Origin of the sequence: Acinetobacter sp. V104_13 (assembly GCF_031798995.1) — a bacterium.
Classification (GTDB): Bacteria; Pseudomonadota; Gammaproteobacteria; order Pseudomonadales; family Moraxellaceae; genus Acinetobacter; species Acinetobacter pittii.
Genome location: NZ_JAVQNP010000027.1, coordinates 1,035,671 through 1,055,128, shown reverse-complemented (window position 1 = coordinate 1,055,128; position 19,458 = coordinate 1,035,671). Strand labels below are relative to the sequence as shown.

General features: G+C 40.3%; 15 protein-coding genes. 10 read left to right on the top strand and 5 right to left on the bottom strand.

The window, feature by feature from the left end; all coding sequences use genetic code 11:
- Window positions 1-12 precede the first annotated feature (12 nt).
- Window positions 13-1,209 (top strand): hypothetical protein, encoded by a 1,197-nt coding sequence (locus tag RMB06_RS17745; protein ID WP_031962933.1) that lies wholly within the window; start codon window positions 13-15, stop codon window positions 1,207-1,209.
- A 62-nt stretch (window positions 1,210-1,271) separates the two neighbouring features.
- Here the strand turns inward: RMB06_RS17745 and RMB06_RS17740 are convergent, their stop codons facing one another.
- On the bottom strand, window positions 1,272-2,570 hold the full coding sequence (locus RMB06_RS17740) for an MFS transporter (RefSeq protein WP_311080612.1): 1,299 nt from the start codon (window positions 2,568-2,570) through the stop codon (window positions 1,272-1,274).
- A gap of 234 nt (window positions 2,571-2,804) precedes the next feature.
- On the opposite strand from RMB06_RS17740, the gene def reads away from it, so the two are divergent.
- Together def and RMB06_RS17730 are read left to right on the top strand one after the other, a co-directional pair.
- On the top strand, window positions 2,805-3,287 hold the full coding sequence (gene def / locus RMB06_RS17735) for a peptide deformylase (protein ID WP_206218322.1): 483 nt from the start codon (window positions 2,805-2,807) through the stop codon (window positions 3,285-3,287).
- Window positions 3,288-3,465: 178 nt separating this feature from the next.
- The gene (locus tag RMB06_RS17730; protein WP_002060167.1) at window positions 3,466-4,788 is read left to right on the top strand and encodes a glutaminase; all 1,323 of its coding nucleotides are present in this window, start codon (window positions 3,466-3,468) and stop codon (window positions 4,786-4,788) included.
- Here RMB06_RS17730 and RMB06_RS17725 read toward each other — a convergent pair.
- A complete protein-coding gene (locus RMB06_RS17725) occupies window positions 4,755-5,543 on the bottom strand; it encodes a helix-turn-helix transcriptional regulator (RefSeq protein ID WP_311080610.1) in 789 nt (262 codons plus the stop codon). The two genes, RMB06_RS17730 and RMB06_RS17725, sit on opposite strands and share 34 nt — an antisense overlap.
- Window positions 5,544-5,649: 106 nt before the next feature.
- Here RMB06_RS17725 and RMB06_RS17720 point away from each other — a divergent pair, with 106 nt between their 5' ends.
- Together RMB06_RS17720 and RMB06_RS17715 are read left to right on the top strand one after the other, a co-directional pair.
- Entirely contained in the window at window positions 5,650-6,870 is a 1,221-nt protein-coding gene (locus RMB06_RS17720; RefSeq protein ID WP_311080608.1) for an MFS transporter, read from the top strand.
- A gap of 270 nt (window positions 6,871-7,140) precedes the next feature.
- Window positions 7,141-8,376, top strand: coding sequence for a hypothetical protein (locus RMB06_RS17715; RefSeq protein ID WP_199111804.1), 1,236 nt, complete (start codon window positions 7,141-7,143; stop codon window positions 8,374-8,376).
- 151 nt (window positions 8,377-8,527) lie between these two features.
- On the opposite strand, the gene RMB06_RS17710 is transcribed toward RMB06_RS17715, so the two are convergent.
- Window positions 8,528-9,673, bottom strand: coding sequence for an aldose epimerase family protein (locus tag RMB06_RS17710; protein ID WP_311080607.1), 1,146 nt, complete (start codon window positions 9,671-9,673; stop codon window positions 8,528-8,530).
- A 193-nt stretch (window positions 9,674-9,866) separates the two neighbouring features.
- Between RMB06_RS17710 and RMB06_RS17705 the strand changes: the two genes are divergently transcribed.
- Complete coding sequence (locus RMB06_RS17705; RefSeq protein WP_227061780.1) at window positions 9,867-10,313, top strand: hypothetical protein; 447 nt, start codon at window positions 9,867-9,869, stop codon at window positions 10,311-10,313.
- An 11-nt stretch (window positions 10,314-10,324) separates the two neighbouring features.
- Here the strand turns inward: RMB06_RS17705 and RMB06_RS17700 are convergent, their stop codons facing one another.
- On the bottom strand, window positions 10,325-11,200 hold the full coding sequence (locus tag RMB06_RS17700; protein WP_227063873.1) for a LysR substrate-binding domain-containing protein: 876 nt from the start codon (window positions 11,198-11,200) through the stop codon (window positions 10,325-10,327).
- Between the two features lie 184 nt (window positions 11,201-11,384).
- On the opposite strand from RMB06_RS17700, the gene RMB06_RS17695 reads away from it, so the two are divergent.
- The 4 genes from RMB06_RS17695 to RMB06_RS17680 all read left to right on the top strand — a co-directional run bounded on the left by RMB06_RS17695 (window position 11,385) and on the right by RMB06_RS17680 (window position 15,394).
- Window positions 11,385-12,134 (top strand): SDR family NAD(P)-dependent oxidoreductase, encoded by a 750-nt coding sequence (locus RMB06_RS17695; protein ID WP_069141010.1) that lies wholly within the window; start codon window positions 11,385-11,387, stop codon window positions 12,132-12,134.
- A 78-nt stretch (window positions 12,135-12,212) separates the two neighbouring features.
- Window positions 12,213-13,514, top strand: a complete 1,302-nt coding sequence (locus RMB06_RS17690) for an MFS transporter (protein WP_000381867.1) — start codon at window positions 12,213-12,215, stop codon at window positions 13,512-13,514.
- A 19-nt stretch (window positions 13,515-13,533) separates the two neighbouring features.
- Window positions 13,534-14,379 (top strand): transketolase, encoded by an 846-nt coding sequence (locus RMB06_RS17685; RefSeq protein WP_311080752.1) that lies wholly within the window; start codon window positions 13,534-13,536, stop codon window positions 14,377-14,379.
- A 10-nt stretch (window positions 14,380-14,389) separates the two neighbouring features.
- Window positions 14,390-15,394: a transketolase family protein gene (locus RMB06_RS17680; protein ID WP_032038364.1), complete on the top strand. Its 1,005-nt coding sequence runs from the start codon at window positions 14,390-14,392 to the stop codon at window positions 15,392-15,394.
- Window positions 15,395-15,475: 81 nt separating this feature from the next.
- Here the strand turns inward: RMB06_RS17680 and metH are convergent, their stop codons facing one another.
- Window positions 15,476-19,162 carry a methionine synthase gene (gene metH, locus RMB06_RS17675; protein ID WP_311080606.1) on the bottom strand — a complete coding sequence of 1,229 codons (3,687 nt, stop codon included), beginning with the start codon at window positions 19,160-19,162 and terminating at the stop codon, window positions 15,476-15,478.
- Between the last annotated feature and the right edge of the window lie 296 nt (window positions 19,163-19,458).

Below are 19,458 nucleotides of genomic sequence, written 5' to 3'. Positions count from 1 at the left end.
AAGGATGTAGAGATGAAAAAGACTTCATTGATCATGGCATTCATTGCACCGCTTACGCTGGGGGTAAGCGTCAATGCATTTGCAAAAGACTCATTGCTTGAATGGAAAAGTGATGACGGCACCGACTCATTAAAGTTAGGTGGGGTGGTTCGGTTAAATCAACGCTATGAAGATTGGGAAGGGCCAAACCGTGGTTTTGGTAAGCTCCATTTTGATATTTTCAGGGTTGATCTCAAAGGTAAATTTGATGATGCCTATATCAATGCCAGCTATATGGTTCAAGACCAACAGAAAACGTCCATTGAAAAAGCATATGTTGGCTATAACTTAGATGCCAATAACAGCATTGAAGCAGGTCTAGTTTATAAACCTTTTACGATTTATCCTTATCCGCAAAATGGCTGGACCTATCACATTCCATTCTTTTTAGGTTATGGCAATAACATTGCACCGGGGATCAACTGGAATTATCACAACAAAGATTGGGATGTAAAACTCGGTTATTATCCTCAAATGCTAGAGACGAACCTGCGTTATTCCCCTGAAAGTGCAACTTATGATGACTTGGCAGGAAATGCATTTCCATCTCAAAAAGCTTATCAAAATGAAAAGCGCAATCAGGTGAATACCCGCATTGTTCGCAAGTTAGAAACTGATTTCGGTAAGCAAGAGTTTGGCGTGTCGGGTGCAATTGCCCAGTTGCATAATGACATTACTGACAAAGACGGCAAATATTATGCAGTCGGTTTGCATACTGAAAATAACTATAAGCGCTTTAACTTACAAAGTTCGGTCATTCATTATCAGTACGATGCTAAAAATCCGGATGGTGTAAACAGTGATATGACTTTGATGGGAGCGAATGGCCTTACACCTGCTTATTTCATTGCTTCGGAAGGTACGATTGCCAGTTTAAACCTTGCCTATACGTTGCCTGTGACCAATATGGGCAAGCTAAAAGCCATTAAGTTTTATAATGACTATAGTTATCTCGATAAAAAACGTGATGATTGGTCAGACTCGCAAATGAACACTACAGGGATGATGTTTATTGCTTCACCATTTATGGTTTGGGCAGATTATACCTGGGGTAAAAACTCTAACATTATTGGTGGGGCAACCAACTCAACAGGGTATACCTCTGCAACTTCACCAAATAGTGATAAATGGCTATATCGTATTAACTTTAATATCGGGTTTACTTTCTAAAATAAGCAGCATTAAAAAACCACGCAATCGGCGTGGTTTTTTTATTTAATAAGTGAAAATTTTTAATACCTGTTTTTTTCAAACTTATTCCAAAACACAAAGGCAGTTACAAAGGCCAAAATGGTTAGCGCGAAAATATAATACATCGCACCAATATCACTATATTGACTGAGCCAATGCACTAAAGGCAGCGTCATACCACCAACAATTGCATACGATAAATTATAAGAAAATGAAATGCCCGAGAAGCGAACAGGCGCGGGGAACATTTTGACCATACTGCTCGACACCATGCCGACAGTACCAGAGCATAAACCCAACAACATATATAAACCAAAAATGGTTGAATGTGCCGCGTGCTCCAAACTGTTATAAAAAACTGCCGCTGTAAGTGCCACAGCAAGTGCACCGACCATCATGACTTTGCCACAGCCAAAACGGTCAGCAAAATAGCCTGCCAAAATACAGCCGACCATTTGCATAACAATGGCTGCACTTTGCATTTCAAAAGTTTGAGCACGCTCAAAGCCAAACGTACCAGTTAATAAATTTGGCATGGCTAAAATCACCACCACCACACAACCTGTTAAAAACCACGTAAATAACATGCCAATCGCAACGGCTGTTTTATGCGTTTTTAAGACTTGCTTCACTGGCATTTCTTTAGAAATTTCTTTACGTGCCTGCATGGCTTTAAACACAGGGGTTTCTTTCAAATACGTTCTTAAATAAAGTGCAACGAGTCCAAAAATACCACCCACAATGAAAGGAATACGCCATGCCCAGTCATGGATTTGTCCTTCACTAAAATTAAGTGAAATCCATAAAGACATCAGTGCACCTAGTAAAATTCCTAAAGACAGCCCAGCGGTGAGTAAACCATTGGCCAGTCCGATTTTTCTTTCAGGCACGTGTTCAGATACAAAGGTCCATGCAGCTGGAATTTCACCCCCAATCGCAATCCCTTGTACCACACGCATAAGTAACAAAAGTAGCGGTGCCAAATATCCGATATTTTCAAAAGTGGGCAAAATCCCGATAAACAGGGTAGGCAGCGCCATGAGTAAAATAGAAAGCGAAAATAGTTTTTTACGCCCGACCAAATCACCAAAATGGGCCATAACAACCCCGCCCAAAGGTCTGAAAAAGTAACCTGCTGCAAAAATACCGTAAGTGTTGAGCATGGCCCAAAACGGACTAAGTGTGCTGGGGAAAAAGAGGTCGGAAATGATTTTGGCGTAGAACACATAAATCACAAAATCATAAAACTCTAAAGCTCCACCCAATGAAGAAAGGGCGAGGGTTCGTTTATCTTCTTTATTAAGATAGTTCGCATCCTGCAAAGTTAATTCCTGATCCATTTTTTACTTAATTGTTGTAATTGAAGTTTGGATATTAATGGAAAAGTGAAGTAAAAGTAAATGGAGGAAATTTGTTCTATATAGCAACGTCGATTGGACTTACTCAGAACAAAAAGCTTTAAAACAAAAAACGCTTTAGATGAAACAAAAACAGATGTAGGAATGACTTTTCTTTTGGCTTGTTCAGCGACACAATAAAACTTGTTATAGCCAGTTTAATGAGAGAGTCAAAGGATGAGTGTAGTTTTACCTGTCGCGAAGCGTGGCGAAGATATTTTAAAACTAATTGCTGCTCCCGTCTCGGCAAATGAGTTAAACAGTAATTGGCTTTATCAGCTTGCTGACGCTATGCATGCGACAATGCTCGAACGTAATGGAGTAGGGATTGCTGCACCGCAAGTTTATATCTCTAAACGCGTCATTATTGTGGCATCTCGACCAAACCCACGCTATCCCGATGCACCTGAAATGGAAGCAGTGGTCATGGTGAATCCTGAAATTTTAGAGTTCTCAGATGAAGTTTGTTTAGGCGAAGAAGGCTGCTTAAGTGTGCCAGACGAACGTGGACAAGTTGAACGCGCAGAAATGGTTAAGGTGAAATATTTAACACTTCAGGGCGAGACGGTGGAAACAATTTTTCATGGTTTTCCTGCTCGTATTGTTCAACATGAGGTCGATCATTTAAATGGGATATTGTTTGTAGAAAGAATAAGCTAATCTTCAGTTTAAAGTTTTGAAAAACCTATAATGAGCTTGAAAAGGATAAGTCATCGGAATTACAATACTTATAGCGTGATATTTAAATCATTACAAAAGATATAATTTTAATATTATCAGCAGGTTGTGCTGAAATTTTACGCGATGTTGTAAATCTCCTCATTTAAGGTTACTGACCATGCAAACCCCTCTCCCAGATTATTTGGCAAATGTTATAGAAGCCTGTGACATCGATAACAGCGGTCATCTCGCCGATTATATTCCTGAGTTGGCAAATGCAAACCCAAATCGATTAGCTTTAGCAATGTCTACGGTAGATGGTGAAATTTATTCGGTCGGCGATGATGATGTTGAATTCACCATACAATCAATTTCTAAACCTTTTGTATATGCCTATGTTTTACAACAGCTTGGCATTGATGCAGTACTTGCGAAAGTAGGGGTAGAGCCTTCTGGTGAAGCCTTCAATGAAATTTCATTGGGTAAAGATGGTCGTCCAAAAAATCCGATGATCAACTCTGGCGCAATTACTGTACATTCCTTGATTCAGGTCAAGCATGGTTTACATAGCGCAGAAATTCTACGCCGTTTTATGAGCGAGCTTGCTGGTCGTGAATTAAGTTTTGATGAGTCTGTTTATGATTCGGAAGTCAAAACAGCCTACCGTAATCTTTCGATCGGTTATATGTTGCGAACAGTGGGAATTTTAGAAACTGACCCTGTTGATATTGTGAATGGTTACATTCGTCAATGTGCGATCATGGTTACAGTTAAAGACTTGGTACGTATGGGCAGTGTACTTGCCAATGGCGGAGTCGATCCTAGAACTGGAAAACGCCTATTGAATCGATCTGTGGTTAGACAAGTGCTCAGTGTCATGATGAGCTGTGGTATGTACGATGCAGCGGGTGACTGGCTTTCAACTGTAGGTATTCCGGCTAAAAGCGGTGTAGCAGGCGGTATCTTGGGTGTGCTACCGGGGCAGGTCAGTATCGCTGCTTTTTCACCTCGACTAGATGAGCATGGTCATAGTGTTCGAGGTATCGATATTTTAGAACGATTATCTCGTGACATGGGATTACATCTCATGGAAGGTACACCTTCTGCCCAGACCATTGTACAAAGTCATTACCGTACAGGAAAAGATGCATCGTTAAGTGTGTATGTGCTTCGGGGTGTATTGAAATTTACCGAAGCTGAAATGTTGTTGCGTATTTTACAAGACGAGACAACTGACCAAAGCACGATCGTTATTGATTTAACCCAGATTTCACTTATCCACGATGTGGGTAAACGTATGTTTTTAGAAGGCGTAGATCGTCTGATTGATGATGGCCATACTCTTGTTTTAGTCGACCCTGAACAGCGCTTAGATCATGCCAGAACTGGTAAAGATCGAGAACTGCATGTCTATCATGATTTCGATGATTTGCTCGAAAAGCATGACCTACCTGCAAAAAAAAAGACTTATAGCGACATCGCGGCACTTCTAAATTGTTGAGGTGTTTTTCCTAGATGTCGCTTAAACATTGCACTGAACGCGCTGGGGTTTGTATACCCCAGTGATTCAGAAATTCGAGCAATAGATTCACCATTCGCAATTTTACTTAAGGCAAGTGCAATATGCATTTGCTGGACCCATGCTCGATAAGACAGTCCAGTTTCTTTTTGGAACATACGCATTAGGGTTCTAGAACTCGCACCAATCTCATCAGCCCAATCTGTTAAGTCTTTTGAATGGTCAGGAGTATGTAATAACTCTTGGCAAATTTTTAATAGTCGCTTGTCTTTCGGCCAAGGAATCTGGATAGGCAACAAATTGGCCCGATGAATTTCTTCAAAAATCAAAATTTGTAAAGAACGGGAAAGCTCTTGAGACGTCGCCGTATTTGGCGTGTCTTCTCGTTCAATTTCATTTAAACGAATCAAAAGTTCATGTAACAGGTTACTGACTCGAATAATAAAGCAATGTTGTCCCATTAAAGCTGCTGCATTTACTTCAACCAATGCCGTATTTAACTTAACGTGACTCAGTGAAATCACGCTGTGCTCTACATGTGCTGGAATCCATAATGCACACATGGGTGGCACAATCCACACATGATTAGGCGTAAAAACTTGAATGTTGCCAGTGGACGCATATAAAAACTGCGCACGTGTATGCGTATGGGTAGGAGTGATTTCTCGGTAAGAATGCTCGGAAGATAGCCCAATCACCAGTTCAGATAAATCAGACTGAATAAGAGAATCGGACATAAACTATCCTAAAAATTGTCACTTATACAATGATTATTGGAAGATAACTTTATAAGCGACAATTTACAATAAGCATCTCATTTAAAAATATTGGAGTTTTTCAGGTATGACGTCTTCAATACAATTGAAAGATGGTATTGCCGATACCGTTGCAAATGATCAGTCTCAAGGAATGATTATTAAAATTGTAGGCGCCGTGGCAGTCGCACATTTACTAAATGATTTAATTCAGGCGGTGCTACCAGCTATCTATCCAATGCTAAAGGCAAACTTTTCACTGAGTTTTGCCCAAGTCGGCCTAATCTCGTTTGTATATCAAATTACAGGTTCACTGCTACAGCCTTGGATTGGACTTTATACCGATAAACATCCAAAACCGTATCTTCTCCCACTCGGAATGGTCGTCACATTCTGCGGCATTATCTTGTTAGCATTTTCACCAAGTTTTGCTGTGTTGTTATGTGCATCTGCACTGATTGGGGTTGGGTCTGCAACCTTTCATCCAGAGGCTTCACGGGTGGCGCGAATGGCATCGGGCGGGCGCTTTGGTACGGCTCAGTCGACTTTCCAAGTAGGCGGAAACACAGGTACTGCCATTGGTCCATTATTAGCAGCTTTACTCATTGTCCCATTTGGACAGCATGCAGTTGCCGGCTTAGTGATATTTGCACTTTTGGCGATTTGGGTTTTATTTGGTGTAAGCCGTTGGACTGTGAGCCATGCTAAAAATCAGGTAGCTGCACGTGCAACTCAAGCACATACTAAATTGCATGGTCGTAAGCTCATTATTGCTTTGAGCACAATTAGTGTATTGATGTTTGCCAAATTCACCTACATTGCCAGCATTAGTAACTACTTTACTTTTTACTTAATTCAAAAGTTCCATATCAGTATTCAAACAGCTCAATTGCATTTGTTTGCCTTCTTGGCAGCCGTTGCTTTAGGTACATTTGCAGGTGGCCCAATTGGTGACAAAATTGGCCGTAAAGCGGTGATCTGGGTTTCATTTGTTGGTATGGCGCCGTTTGCATTAATGATGCCGTATGCAAACTTATTTTGGACAACAGTTTTCTCAATTATTGCAGGTTTGGTGTTGTCATCTGCTTTTGCTGCAATGGTGGTTTACGCACAAGAAGCTGTTCCGGGCCGTGTGGGTATGATTGCAGGTTTAATGTTTGGTCTCATGTTTGGGGTAAGTGGTATTGCCGCAGCTGGGTTAGGACATTTAGCTGATATTAACGGCATTGAATGGGTATTTGGTTTATGTTCATTCTTGCCATTACTTGGATTTGCAACTGCATTTTTACCAAACACAAAAGTTAAATAAAAACCATCACTCCGTTGTTTTAAATCCTCCAGTCTTAAAAGGGTTGGGGGATTTTCTATTAGAAAAGAGAACTATATATTAGGGTGATAAATTTATTTTAATTAAAATAATAAAGTTAATTCAATAGGCTATCTTGTCCTATGAAAAAAATTGTTTAAAATCGCAAGGCAATATATCAAGACATAAATTGATAATATTATAGAAACAGTAATAATTTCTTAATTTATTGAATTTATTATATAAAATAAAATTTGTTATAGGTGGTATGAAGTGTTCGCTATTAAGCAATTATCATTAAGTGTTTTTCTCGTTTCTACATTAACTTTAGTTGCATGTGGTGGGGGTGGTGGAGGAAGTTCCACGGACGGTTCTTCTACATCTTCAAAATCAAATCCTAATGAAATCCCGACTTTATCATCTACTCCTTTGATTAATTACACTACAACTTTTGAGCAAAATCTCACTATAATTAATGAAAAAAATAATGGCATATCAACCCAGCTTGTTCCAAGTAATGGATCTAGTAACAGTGTGATTGAACCTAGTTATAGTGTAAGAACTTATGGAAATTCAGGGCTTTCATTTTACTATAAATTAGATAAAAATCAATTTATTAGGGTGGAGTACGATAAGCTTTCTGGCAAAGTAATAAATGCAAGAATTGATACGGAGAAATCTTCTTTAACTTGTAGGAATGATAAGTGGACTCCTGAAGGTTGTGAAGGAATTAGTATGATTTATGATGACCGTACTGGTGATTCAACACTATTATTTAATAATAAAAAATTTGAAGATTCATATTATACAGATTCCTCTTCGACTAATGAAAAGATAACGTATTTAGTTACATTGAATGGTACGGTAAAAGGGAGTATTAGCAGTAAACCTTTAGTATTTACAGATTTTGAAAAGACCCATAATGGTGAAATTACTGTTAATGGTAAGAAAATGGATATTCTTCGAGCCTATATGAGGGATACTCAGCTTGTTGTTCAATTTACGAATGGTGAGAGCTTATATTTGCTTACAGGTAAATCATCAGGGTTGGTTAACTCTTATTATACAGGAGAAGAGATTCTCTCTAGTGCGGCGGCTATGGGGACATTAAAAAAACTAGATAACGATCGAGTAAATGTAGAATTTAATAACGTTTACTTTAATTCAAAAACTGGATCTAACTCTAAAATAGCCTCAGGAAATATTACTTTAATCAATAGTTACGCCAAAATTGATATCTCAAATGTAGGAAAAATTGATACAAACGAGGTTTATGCTTATGAACTCTCTAATAAAGAAATAACTTACTTTATTACATCTACTACTGGGCATGGTTATATCACTGTTCAAGGACAAAATCCTGTGAATATTCAGATAAATGGCTATTCTTGTACCTTAAGTGATTGTAAAAATGTATTGATCTCTAAAGATGGTTCTTATATCCAATTGAAGGGTACAAAGCTGGGTGATGTGAGTGTGACTGGTTCAATTCGAACAAATATTCATTAAGTCATTCATTTCACCTTGGACTAATTGGATAGGAGTGAGGTGACGGTTAATATTCGGTATTTTATGAATACAAAAGTTAAATAAATGAAAAGACTCTCAGCCATATTTAGCTGAGAGTCTTTTTAATATGAACATAGCCTCATTGAAAAGATTATTTTTGAACACCAAACTTAAATACGGTGACACTGTTATAAGTTTGATTTGGGTTTAAACGTGTAGAAGGGAAAGCTGATTGATTCGGGCTATCTGGAAAATGCTGTGTTTCTAATGCTAGCGCATCTGCTTGTCGATAGAGTACGCCATTTGCACCAGTAACATTTCCGAGTAAATGATTGGCTGTATACATTTGAACGCTTGGTTCAGTGGTTAAAACCTGCATGGTTCGTTTAGATTTTGGGTCAACCACAATAGCTGCAAGATTGAGTTTCCCTTGAGACTTTTGATTAATTACCCAAGTTTGGTCATAGCCATATCCATAGGCCAATTGCTGATTATTCGCTCGAATATCTTTCACAATAGCCTTAGGCGTCCGAAAATCAAAAGGTGTACCTGCAACCGAAGCTATTTCACCTGTGGGTAAAGAGTTTTGATCGGTTACTAATATACGGTCTGCATTGAGTTGTACCACATGATCTAGCACGCCATAAGGGTTATTGCCAGCGCCTGATAAGTTGAAATAACTGTGGTTGGTGAGATTGACGACTGTCGGTTGATCAGTTTTGGCTTTATATTCGATCTGGAATTCATTTTGATCTGAAAGACTGTAGATCACTTCTACATCTAATTTTCCGGGAAAACCTTGATCACCATTTGGACTGGTTAACTTAAGAGAAGCTTTAACGGTTTCACCTTTAGAAACGAGGGGCTTAACTTGCCAAACACGTTTATCAAAACCGGGATTACCGCTATGTAATGAATTCGGCCCATTATTTTTTTCAAGGTTATACGTTTTTCCATCTAAGTTAAATTTAGCATTGCCAATACGGTTCGCATAACGACCAATTAATCCGCCAAAATGAATGCCTTCCTTGGTATCAGTGACTTCATAACCTTTTAGATCATCAAAGCCCAAAACAATATTATTTTGTTTGCCTTGTGCATCGGGAGTCAAAATCTGTGTAATTACGCCACCGAAGCTAATAAAAGATACCGAGACTCCTTTGTTATTGCTCATGGTGTATAAATCAACTTTTTGACCGTCTTGAGTCGTACCATATGGTTTTACATTTAATGTGGCTGCATTGGTAAGTTGTGCAAAGCTATAAATCGTAATACCTAAAATTACTATTTTTTTCATGTTTATACTCTATTTTTTAATCGTAAGACTGGATGAATATAAGATTGATTTTTCATCTTTTTAAAGAGGTTTTTATTATAGATAGTGTTAATGATGCTTAGTGCCATTAACTCTAAATATTGAACAAACTTGCACAATTTAAGGTTATAAAGAAATTAATCTTATGAGCAAAACTCAACGGTAAGCTATTTTTATGATTCATCCCGACTCGGTTTTAAAATTCTCACTTGGTCTTAATGGTTTGTTATTTGACATAAACAACCAACATATTCGACTTGAACAGGGCTTGGGTTTTGTTGATTCGAAAAGTATTAGCAATGGTGTTATTGATGAGCTTGCGATTGAAAAGATGATTTATTTCATTGAAGAAATCATAGAGTCTCAGCCCCTCAGAAATTTAAATATAAGTGGTTTAGCTGTTACGTCTGATGCTGTTATGACACAACTGAGTCAGTTATTTTTTTATGCTAAAAAGCAAATCAGCCGTACTGAGCTTGAGCATGGTTTTAATAGTTTTATTGAACGTTTGAGCTACTACACAAACCAAGTAGCTCCAGATCAGCTTTATATTTTTACCTACTTTGTATTTGTTCGAGAGATGATGCATCACTTAAGAGTTGAGGAAATTCAAATCATTTAATAATTACTTTCTCAATCCGCTAACTCATCATGAATCCAGTTTAAAAACAGCTCAATTTTAGGAATAAATTGGTGGGTTCGTGGATATACCAAATGATGAGCCGAGATAGGAATCGATAGTTCATTTGCAAAAACTCTAACTAATTTTCCAGATTCTAAGTAATTTTGAGTGAGTAAATTACTTTCCAAAACAAAACCTAGTCCATGTGTGGCTGCTTCAAGTGACATATAAGAGCGGTCAAAACTCAAAGTATAGGGAAACTCAGGAATGCTTAAACCCTGATGGGCAAACCATTGGGGCCAAGTGACTAAGGTCGAGCGCGATAAAATCAGTTCTTTCTTTAATAAATCTTGAGGCTTTTGTACCGGACTACGTTCAAGTAGCTTAGGAGATGCAAGCACTTCTAGCTTTTCATTACGAATCGTTCTGATTTCTACGCCTGTCCAGTTGGGTAATCCATGACGAATATCAATGTCGATCTTATCGCGGGTAAAGTGCAAGTTTTCATAGGAACACGAAAGATTGACCTGAATCATTGGGAACTTTTCTTTAAATGACTCGAGGCGAGGGAGCAACCAAAGCAAACCAAAACTTGGGGATGAATGAATATATAAACTGTCTTTAGGGCTTTTATCGGCAGCTTTTTCAGTGGCTAACATTAGATTATGCAAAATGGTGGTGACATCTTGAAAATAGCGCTCGCCAGAAGGGGTAAGCGTCACACCACGGGCACCACGAATAAATAAACTCTGCCCAATCATTTCTTCAAGCTTAGCAATTTGATGACTTACTGCTGAAGGGGTGAGATTCAAATGCTCGGCTGCCTTGGCAACATTGCCGAAACGGGCGGTTTGTTCAAAAGCCTGTAATGTTTTAATTGAGGGCATGTGGTTGAAATTGTTTTCACTACTATCCATGAAATGATCCGTTTTTATCCCTAAAACTTATTTGAAAATAGCATAGGCATGAATTTTTTTCATGCCTTGTTGAATTCGACATGATTGCTGGGCTTTGTGAAAAAAGAGATTCTAAGTCAGAACTCAGGAAATAAAGCGTAAAAGAGGATTGAACATGTTACTACAAGGAAAAGTGGCATTAATTACCGGTGCAGCATCAGAACGTGGAATTGGGCGAGCAACCGCCGAAATCTTTGCACAACAGGGTGCCAAAGTCATTATTGTTGATTTAGATCTTGCTCAAAGCCAAAACGCTGCAAAGGCGCTTGGTGAAGGACATTTAGGCCTTGCTGCAAACGTTGCGAACGAAGAACAGGTCAGAGTAGCTGTTGAACAAGCATTACAGCACTATGGCAAGATTGATATTTTAATTAACAATGCTGGTATTACTCAGCCAGTTAAAACACTCGAAATCCAGCGCAATGACTATGACCGCATTTTAGATGTTAGCCTACGCGGAACATTGATTATGTCGCAAGCTGTTATTCCATCCATGAAGGCAAATGGTGGTGGAAGCATTGTATGCCTATCTTCAGTTTCAGCGCAGCGCGGTGGTGGTATTTTTGGCGGGCCACACTATAGCGCTGCGAAAGCAGGTGTGTTAGGTCTGGCAAAAGCGATGGCTCGTGAGTTTGGTGGCGATCAGATCCGTATAAATTCTCTTACTCCCGGTCTAATCCAGACTGATATTACTGGCGGTTTAATGAATGATGACCGTCGTCATGACATTTTGGCAGGTATTCCTCTCGGCCGCTTAGGTAAAGCGCAAGATGTTGCAAATGCAGCATTATTTTTGGCAAGTGATCTGTCAGCTTACTTAACTGGTGTCACACTCGATGTAAATGGTGGCATGCTGATTCATTAATCGCTCACTATTTCAAAACTAAAAATAGAATGATGGTCACAAGAGGATACTGTGGCCAAATGTAAAGGGATTCGCATGATGGATACAGTATTTTCATCTGAAGTAGATACGGCGGTTCGTAAATCTGCCTATCGAAAAATTGCATTTCGGCTCATGCCATTTTTAATGCTTTGTTATTTTTGTGCCTATTTAGATCGAGTAAACGTGGGTTTCGCCAAGCTCCAAATGATGAGCGATTTACAGTTTAGTGAAGCTGTATATGGTCTAGGCGCAGGGATTTTCTTTATTGGTTATTTCCTATGTGAAGTACCAAGTAACATTGTACTTCACAAAGTAGGTGCACGGCGTTGGATTGCCCGAATCATGATTACATGGGGCATCTTGTCAGGCTGTTTTGCGTTTGTTCAAACCGAATGGCAATTTTACACCTTACGTTTTCTATTGGGTGTCGCCGAAGCTGGACTAGCTCCGGGCTTGTTGCTCTACCTTACTTATTGGTTCCCGTCTTATCGCCGCGCACGCATGACAGTTCTTTGGTTTATCGCGATTCCAATTTCAGGAATGATTGGTGGACCACTTTCAGGCTTAATCATGGACCGAATGAGCGGTGTACATGGTTGGTTTGGCTGGCAATGGATGTTTGTAATTGAAGCCATTCCCACAGTGATTGTTGGCCTGCTTGTACTTGCTGTTTTAAAAGATTCAGTTCAAGACGCCAACTGGTTAACCCAAGACGAAAAGAACTTGGTGAAGCAAGAGCTTGCTCAAGATAACCAGCACAAAGAAGGTCATGCTAGCGTCAAAGAGTTCATCGCAGATAAACGCTTATGGCTACTGGCAGGTATTTACTTTTGTGTCGTGATGGGGCAATACGCCATTACATTTTGGCTACCAACTCTCATTCGTAACTCGGGCATTAGTGATAACTGGCATATCGGTTTGCTCACAAGCCTGCCTTATATGTGTGCCATTGTGGTCATGATTTTGGCAGGGCGTAGCGGTGACCATTTCCAAGAACGCCGCTGGCACTTAATTATTCCGATGTGTGCAGGCGCTATAGCACTCACATTTGCGACTTTATTCGCTTCAAATCTAACACTCTCTTTAATTTGCCTTTGCATCGCAGCCTCAGGTGTGCTGACGGCATCCTCTTTATTCTGGATGTTACCGACCAACTTTTTGGGTGGTGTTTCCGCAGCGGCAGGTATTGCAGCAGTGAATAGCTTCGCCAATCTTGCAGGATTTTGCTCACCTTATTTAATCGGTTGGGTCACCACCAACACAGGTTCAAATGCAATCGGCATGTTCTTAATCACAGCAGTATTAATTTTCGGTGCCAGTCTGGTTCTGCGTGTTCCGGCAAAACTGGTCAATCGTTAATAAGGAATAGTAAATGACAATGTTAAATGTTGATAAAGCAGGCCAAATTGCCGAGTTGCAACAACGTGCCTACCACATTCGCCAACATGCTTTACGTATGGGGCAAGTACAAGGCCAAGGCTATGTTGGACAAGCCTTGGGTGCAGCAGATTTGCTCGCAGTATCTTATTTCCATGCCATGAAATATCAGCCAGGAAACCCTGAATGGGAAGGCCGTGACCGTTTTTATCTTTCTATTGGACACTATGCAATTGCACTCTATGCAGCCTTAATCGAAGCAAAAATTATCCCGCTTGAAGAGCTTGAAACCTACGGTGCAGATGACAGTCGTCTACCGATGTCGGGTATGGCTTCTTACACACCGGGTATGGAAATTACCGGTGGCTCATTGGGTCATGGTCTTGGAATTGCAGTTGGTGCATGTCTAGGTCTGAAACAGAAAAAGTCGGATGCTTTTGTTTATAACTTACTGTCCGATGGAGAGCTAAATGAAGGCTCAACATGGGAGGCAGTGATGTCTGCTTCGCATTGGAAACTAGATAACTTGATTGCCATCATTGATGTGAATAATCAGCAGGCAGATGGACACTCCAGCGAAATTTTAGCGTTTGAGCCGATTGTTGATCGTTGGCAGTCATTTGGATGGTACACCCAACGCGTAGATGGCAACAACATGGAAGCTTTACTTGAGGCATTCGATCAAGCACGAAACCACAAAGGAGTATGCCCACGCGTCATTATTTGTGACACCAAAATGGGTAAAGGCGTGTCGTTCTTGGAAAGCCGCGAAAAAACACACTTCATTCGTGTTGATGAACATGAATGGGACGACGCTTTAAATATTTTGACCCACTACGGACAGTAAGGAGTACACCATGAGCCAGTTAGCTAATCCTCCTAAGAAAAAACTAACCACTTCGGCAATGATTGCTTCTATTGCTGCTGAGGGTCAACCGACCAAACCAGCACCATTTGGACATGCGCTGAATGCCTTGGCAAAAGAGCGTGACGATATCGTAGGTTTGTCAGCAGATTTATCAAAATATACAGACCTACATATTTTTGCCAAAGAAAACCCCGACAAGTTTTTCCAAATGGGCATGGCAGAACAACTTTTGATGAGCGCAGCAGCAGGACTCGCCCGTGAAGGGTTTGTTCCCTTTGCGACGACCTATGCCGTGTTTGCATCACGCCGCGCCTATGACTTTATTTGTATGGCAATTGCAGAAGATAACCTGAATGTTAAAATTGTGGCAGCACTTCCAGGGCTAACCACGGGTTATGGCCCAAGTCATCAGGCAACGGATGATATTGCAATTTTCCGTGCTATGCCAAACTTGATGGTCATCGATCCATGTGACGCTTTAGAAATTGAACAGGCGATTCCTCAGATTGCTGCGCATAATGGCCCGGTATATATGCGTTTATTACGCGGTCAGGTTCCGTTAGTGCTCGATAAATACAACTATCAGTTTAAATTGGGTAAGGCACAGGTGATTAAACCGGGTAAAGATTTACTCATTATTTCCACTGGTTTATTGACCATGCGTGCGCTTGAGGCAGCCGAAGAACTTGAAAAAGAGGGCATTGAGGTTTCAGTGCTACATGTACCGACCATTAAGCCTCTAGATGAACAAACTATTTTAGATGAAGTCGCAAAAGGTGGCCGACCTGTTTTAACTGCCGAAAATCATTCAGTGATTGGTGGGTTAGGCGAAGCAGTTGGCTCACTACTTCTAAAAAATGGGCAACATCCTCGTTTTGACATGATTGGTTTGCCAGATGCATTTTTAGATGCAGGGGCATTGCCCACTTTGCATGATCGCTATGGTATTTCAACTGAAGCAGTTAAAGAGAAGATTAAGGCACATTTGAAGTAAAAAGATTAAATTTTCAAATTGAAAAGGGCGTGATGGATTTCCTTCACGCCCTATTTTTTAATCAGGTTTATTTATATGAACTTAAGCAATCGAATCATCTAAATTCGGAGCTAACCAACGCTTCGCTTCATCAAGTGTCCAACCTTTACGTTTTGCGTAATCTTCAAGTTGGTCTTGAGAGATTTTACCCACGTTAAAGTATTCACTTTGTGGATGAGAATAATAAAAACCACTCACCGAAGATGGTGGCATCATTGCAAAGTGTTCAGTCAGTTTAGTACCGATTTTGTCGGTCGAATCTAACCAGTCGAACAACACCGCTTTTTCAGAGTGTTCTGGGCAAGCAGGGTAACCCGGTGCAGGGCGAATACCGACATATTTCTCTTTAATCAGTTCTTCATTGCTGAGCTGTTCGTCAGCTTTATAACCCCAGAACTCTTTACGAATGCGTTCATGCAAGTGTTCTGCAAAAGCTTCAGCAAAACGGTCAGCCAGTGATTGAACTAAAATTGCAGAGTAGTCATCACCTTTAGCTTTGTATTCATTTGCCAGTTCTTCTGCACCAAAAATAGATACAGTGAATCCGCCTAAGTAGTCTTGTTGCTCACGGTCCTTACGAATGTAATCTGCCAAAGACAAGTTTGGTTTACCTGTCACTTTGTCAGATTGCTGACGTAAGTGCTCAAAAGTATGCGTAACATTTTGACCAGCTTCATCAAATACACTCACTGTGTCTGCGTCAGTGCGCTGTGCAGGGAACATACCGAATACAGCACGAGCATCAAAACGGTTGTTGTCGATAATATCTTTCAACATTGCTTGAGCTTGGTTGTACAAATCTGTTGCAGCTTCACCAACCACTTCATCTTCTAAAATTTTCGGGAATTTACCTGCCAAGCTCCAAGAAATGAAGAATGGTGTCCAGTCAAAATACTCTACAAGCGTTGCAAGAGGGTAGTTAGTGAGGACTTGTGTTCCCAAAAGATTTGGTTTTGGTGGTACATAGCTTTCGTCAATTTTAAAACCGTTTTCAACTGACTCAGCATAGGTCAATTTTGCAGCTTTTGGTTGTTTGTTAGCTAAGCGCTCGCGAATCTTGGCATATTCAGCACGGTGTTCTGCAATAAAGTTTCCACGCATTTCTTTAGAAAGCAGGGTCGTTGCAACACCCACAGCACGTGAAGCATCAGCCACATAAATCACAGCATCGTTTTGGTACTGAGGATCAATTTTTACTGCTGTGTGTGCTTTAGAAGTAGTCGCGCCACCAATCAATAAAGGAATGTTAAAGCCTTTGCGTTGCATTTCTTTCGCAACAAAGACCATCTCATCTAAAGATGGGGTAATCAGACCTGACAAGCCGATGATGTCACATTTTTCATCAATTGCAGTTTGCAGGATTTTCTCACAAGGGACCATCACGCCAAGGTCAACAATGTCGTAACCATTACAGCCAAGTACAACACCTACAATATTCTTACCAATATCGTGTACGTCACCTTTAACAGTTGCCATCAGGACTTTACCTTTAGATTGGCTACCTGTTTTTTCAGCTTCAATGTACGGGTTGAGCCAAGCCACTGCTTGTTTCATGACTCGGGCAGATTTTACAACTTGTGGTAAGAACATTTTGCCTGACCCGAACAAGTCACCAACCACGTTCATCCCGTCCATCAAAGCGCCTTCGATTACATCTAAAGGACGTTTGGCTTTGAGGCGAGCTTCTTCGGTATCTTCATCAATGTAAGTGGTAATACCTTTAACTAAAGCGTATTCAAGACGTTTTTCTACAGATTCATTACGCCATTCAAGGTTCTCGGCTTCTTTGGTAGCACCGCCTTGTCCGCGGTATTTTTCCGCCACTTCAAGTAGTTTCTCGGTTGCAGCCTGACCAGACTCACCTTGGTTTTGGTTTAAGATGACATCTTCAACTGCTTCTTTTAGCTCGGCTGGAATATCATCATAAATTGCCATTTGGCCGGCATTCACAATACCCATGGTCATGCCTTGCTTGATCGCATGGTATAAGAACACAGAATGAATCGCTTCACGAACGGGCTCGTTACCACGGAATGAGAATGAAACGTTCGATACACCACCAGAAATCATGGCATGAGGTAAGTTCTGTTTAATCCAACCTGTGGCCTCAATAAAATCGACGCCATAGTTATTGTGCTCTTCAATACCAGTTGCTACTGCAAACACGTTCGGGTCAAAAATAATATCTTCAGCAGGGAAGCCTACATCGTTAACCAAAATGTCATATGAGCGTTTACAGATTTCACGCTTACGTGCAGCAGTGTCGGCCTGACCTGTTTCGTCAAATGCCATGACAATAATCGCAGCGCCATATTGACGGCACAGGCGAGCTTTTTCTACAAACTCGTCATAACCTTCTTTTAAAGAAATCGAGTTAACTACAGGTTTACCTTGTACACATTTTAAGCCAGCTTCAATGATTTCCCATTTTGATGAGTCGATCATGATTGGCACACGTGAAATATCTGGCTCAGAAGCCACAAGGTTTAAGAAATGCACCATCGCATTTTGCGAATCGAGCATCCCTTCATCCATATTAATGTCGATAATCTGTGCGCCAGCTTCCACTTGTTGCTGTGCAACTTCTAAAGCTTCAGCAAAGTTTTCTTCACGGATTAAGCGTAAGAATTTTTTCGAACCTGTAACGTTAGTACGTTCACCCACGTTAACGAACAATGAGTCATCATAAATATTAAATGGTTCTAAACCACTCAAACGGCATGCAGGTACAGTTTCAGGAACTTGACGAGGGGAAATATCTTTTACCGCATTGGCAATCGCACGGATATGATCAGGTGTTGTACCACAGCAACCACCAGTAATATTAATTAAGCCACTTTCTGCAAATTCTTTTAAGAATGCTGCAGTTTGCTCTGGTGTTTCATCATATTCACCAAAAGCGTTTGGTAAGCCCGCATTTGGGTGCGCTGAAACAAAGGTATCTGCTACATCGGAAATAGTTTTTACGTGAGGGCGCATTGCATCTGCACCAAGCGCACAGTTAAAACCAATCGATAGTAAGTCACCATGACGTACAGAGTTCCAGAATGCTTCTGCAGTTTGACCTGTTAAGGTACGACCCGATGCATCGGTAATGGTCCCTGAAATCATAATTGGTAATTCGCGACCAATTTGTTTAAAGACTTCTTTAACCGCAAAAATCGCAGCTTTACAGTTTAATGTGTCAAATACGGTTTCAATCAAAATGATATCTGCACCGCCTTCAATCAGCGCATGAGTCGCTTCAATATAGTTTTCTTTTAGCTCATCAAAGGTAATGTTACGAAAGGCAGGGTCATTTACATTAGGTGAAATTGAACAAGTACGTGATGTTGGCCCAAGCACGCCTGCAACAAAACGCGGTTTATCTGGAGTCGAATACTTCTCACACGCTGCTTTGGCCAAACGTGCTGCTTCACGGTTAATCTCTGGAACAAGATCTTCCATGTGGTAATCCGACATAGAAACACGTGTGCCGTTAAAGCTGTTGGTTTCAATAATGTCTGCACCAGCATCAAGATAAGCTTCATGAATACCTTGAATGATTTGAGGTTGTGTCAGAACTAGAAGGTCATTGTTACCTTTTAAGTCATGTGCCCAATCGGCAAAACGCTCACCACGGTAGTCAGCTTCTTCCAATTTATGGCGCTGGATCATAGTTCCCATTGCACCATCAATAATCAGAATGCGTTTAGCAAGAAGCGCTTTTAGGGTGGCAAGCGTAGACATAGAAAACCCCGATCTTTTATATGAATTTAAAAATGCGGCGCTATTGTAACAGAATAGTTGCGCAATTGATGACCTATAACGATCCATCATTCACTGTAATAGATTCATTAAAAAACGGCTTTTATGACAAATGAAGACTGTTTTTTCATCAAATATTCATAAAATGATCATGATATTGAAATATTTCATCTCCAATATTCGGTTTTATGACAGTTGTGGTGTTTAAAAAGTAGTCGTTCAGGTAATTTTTTAGATATTTTTGCTTCAAAAATCGTCATAAAATAGATGGGTGGGGA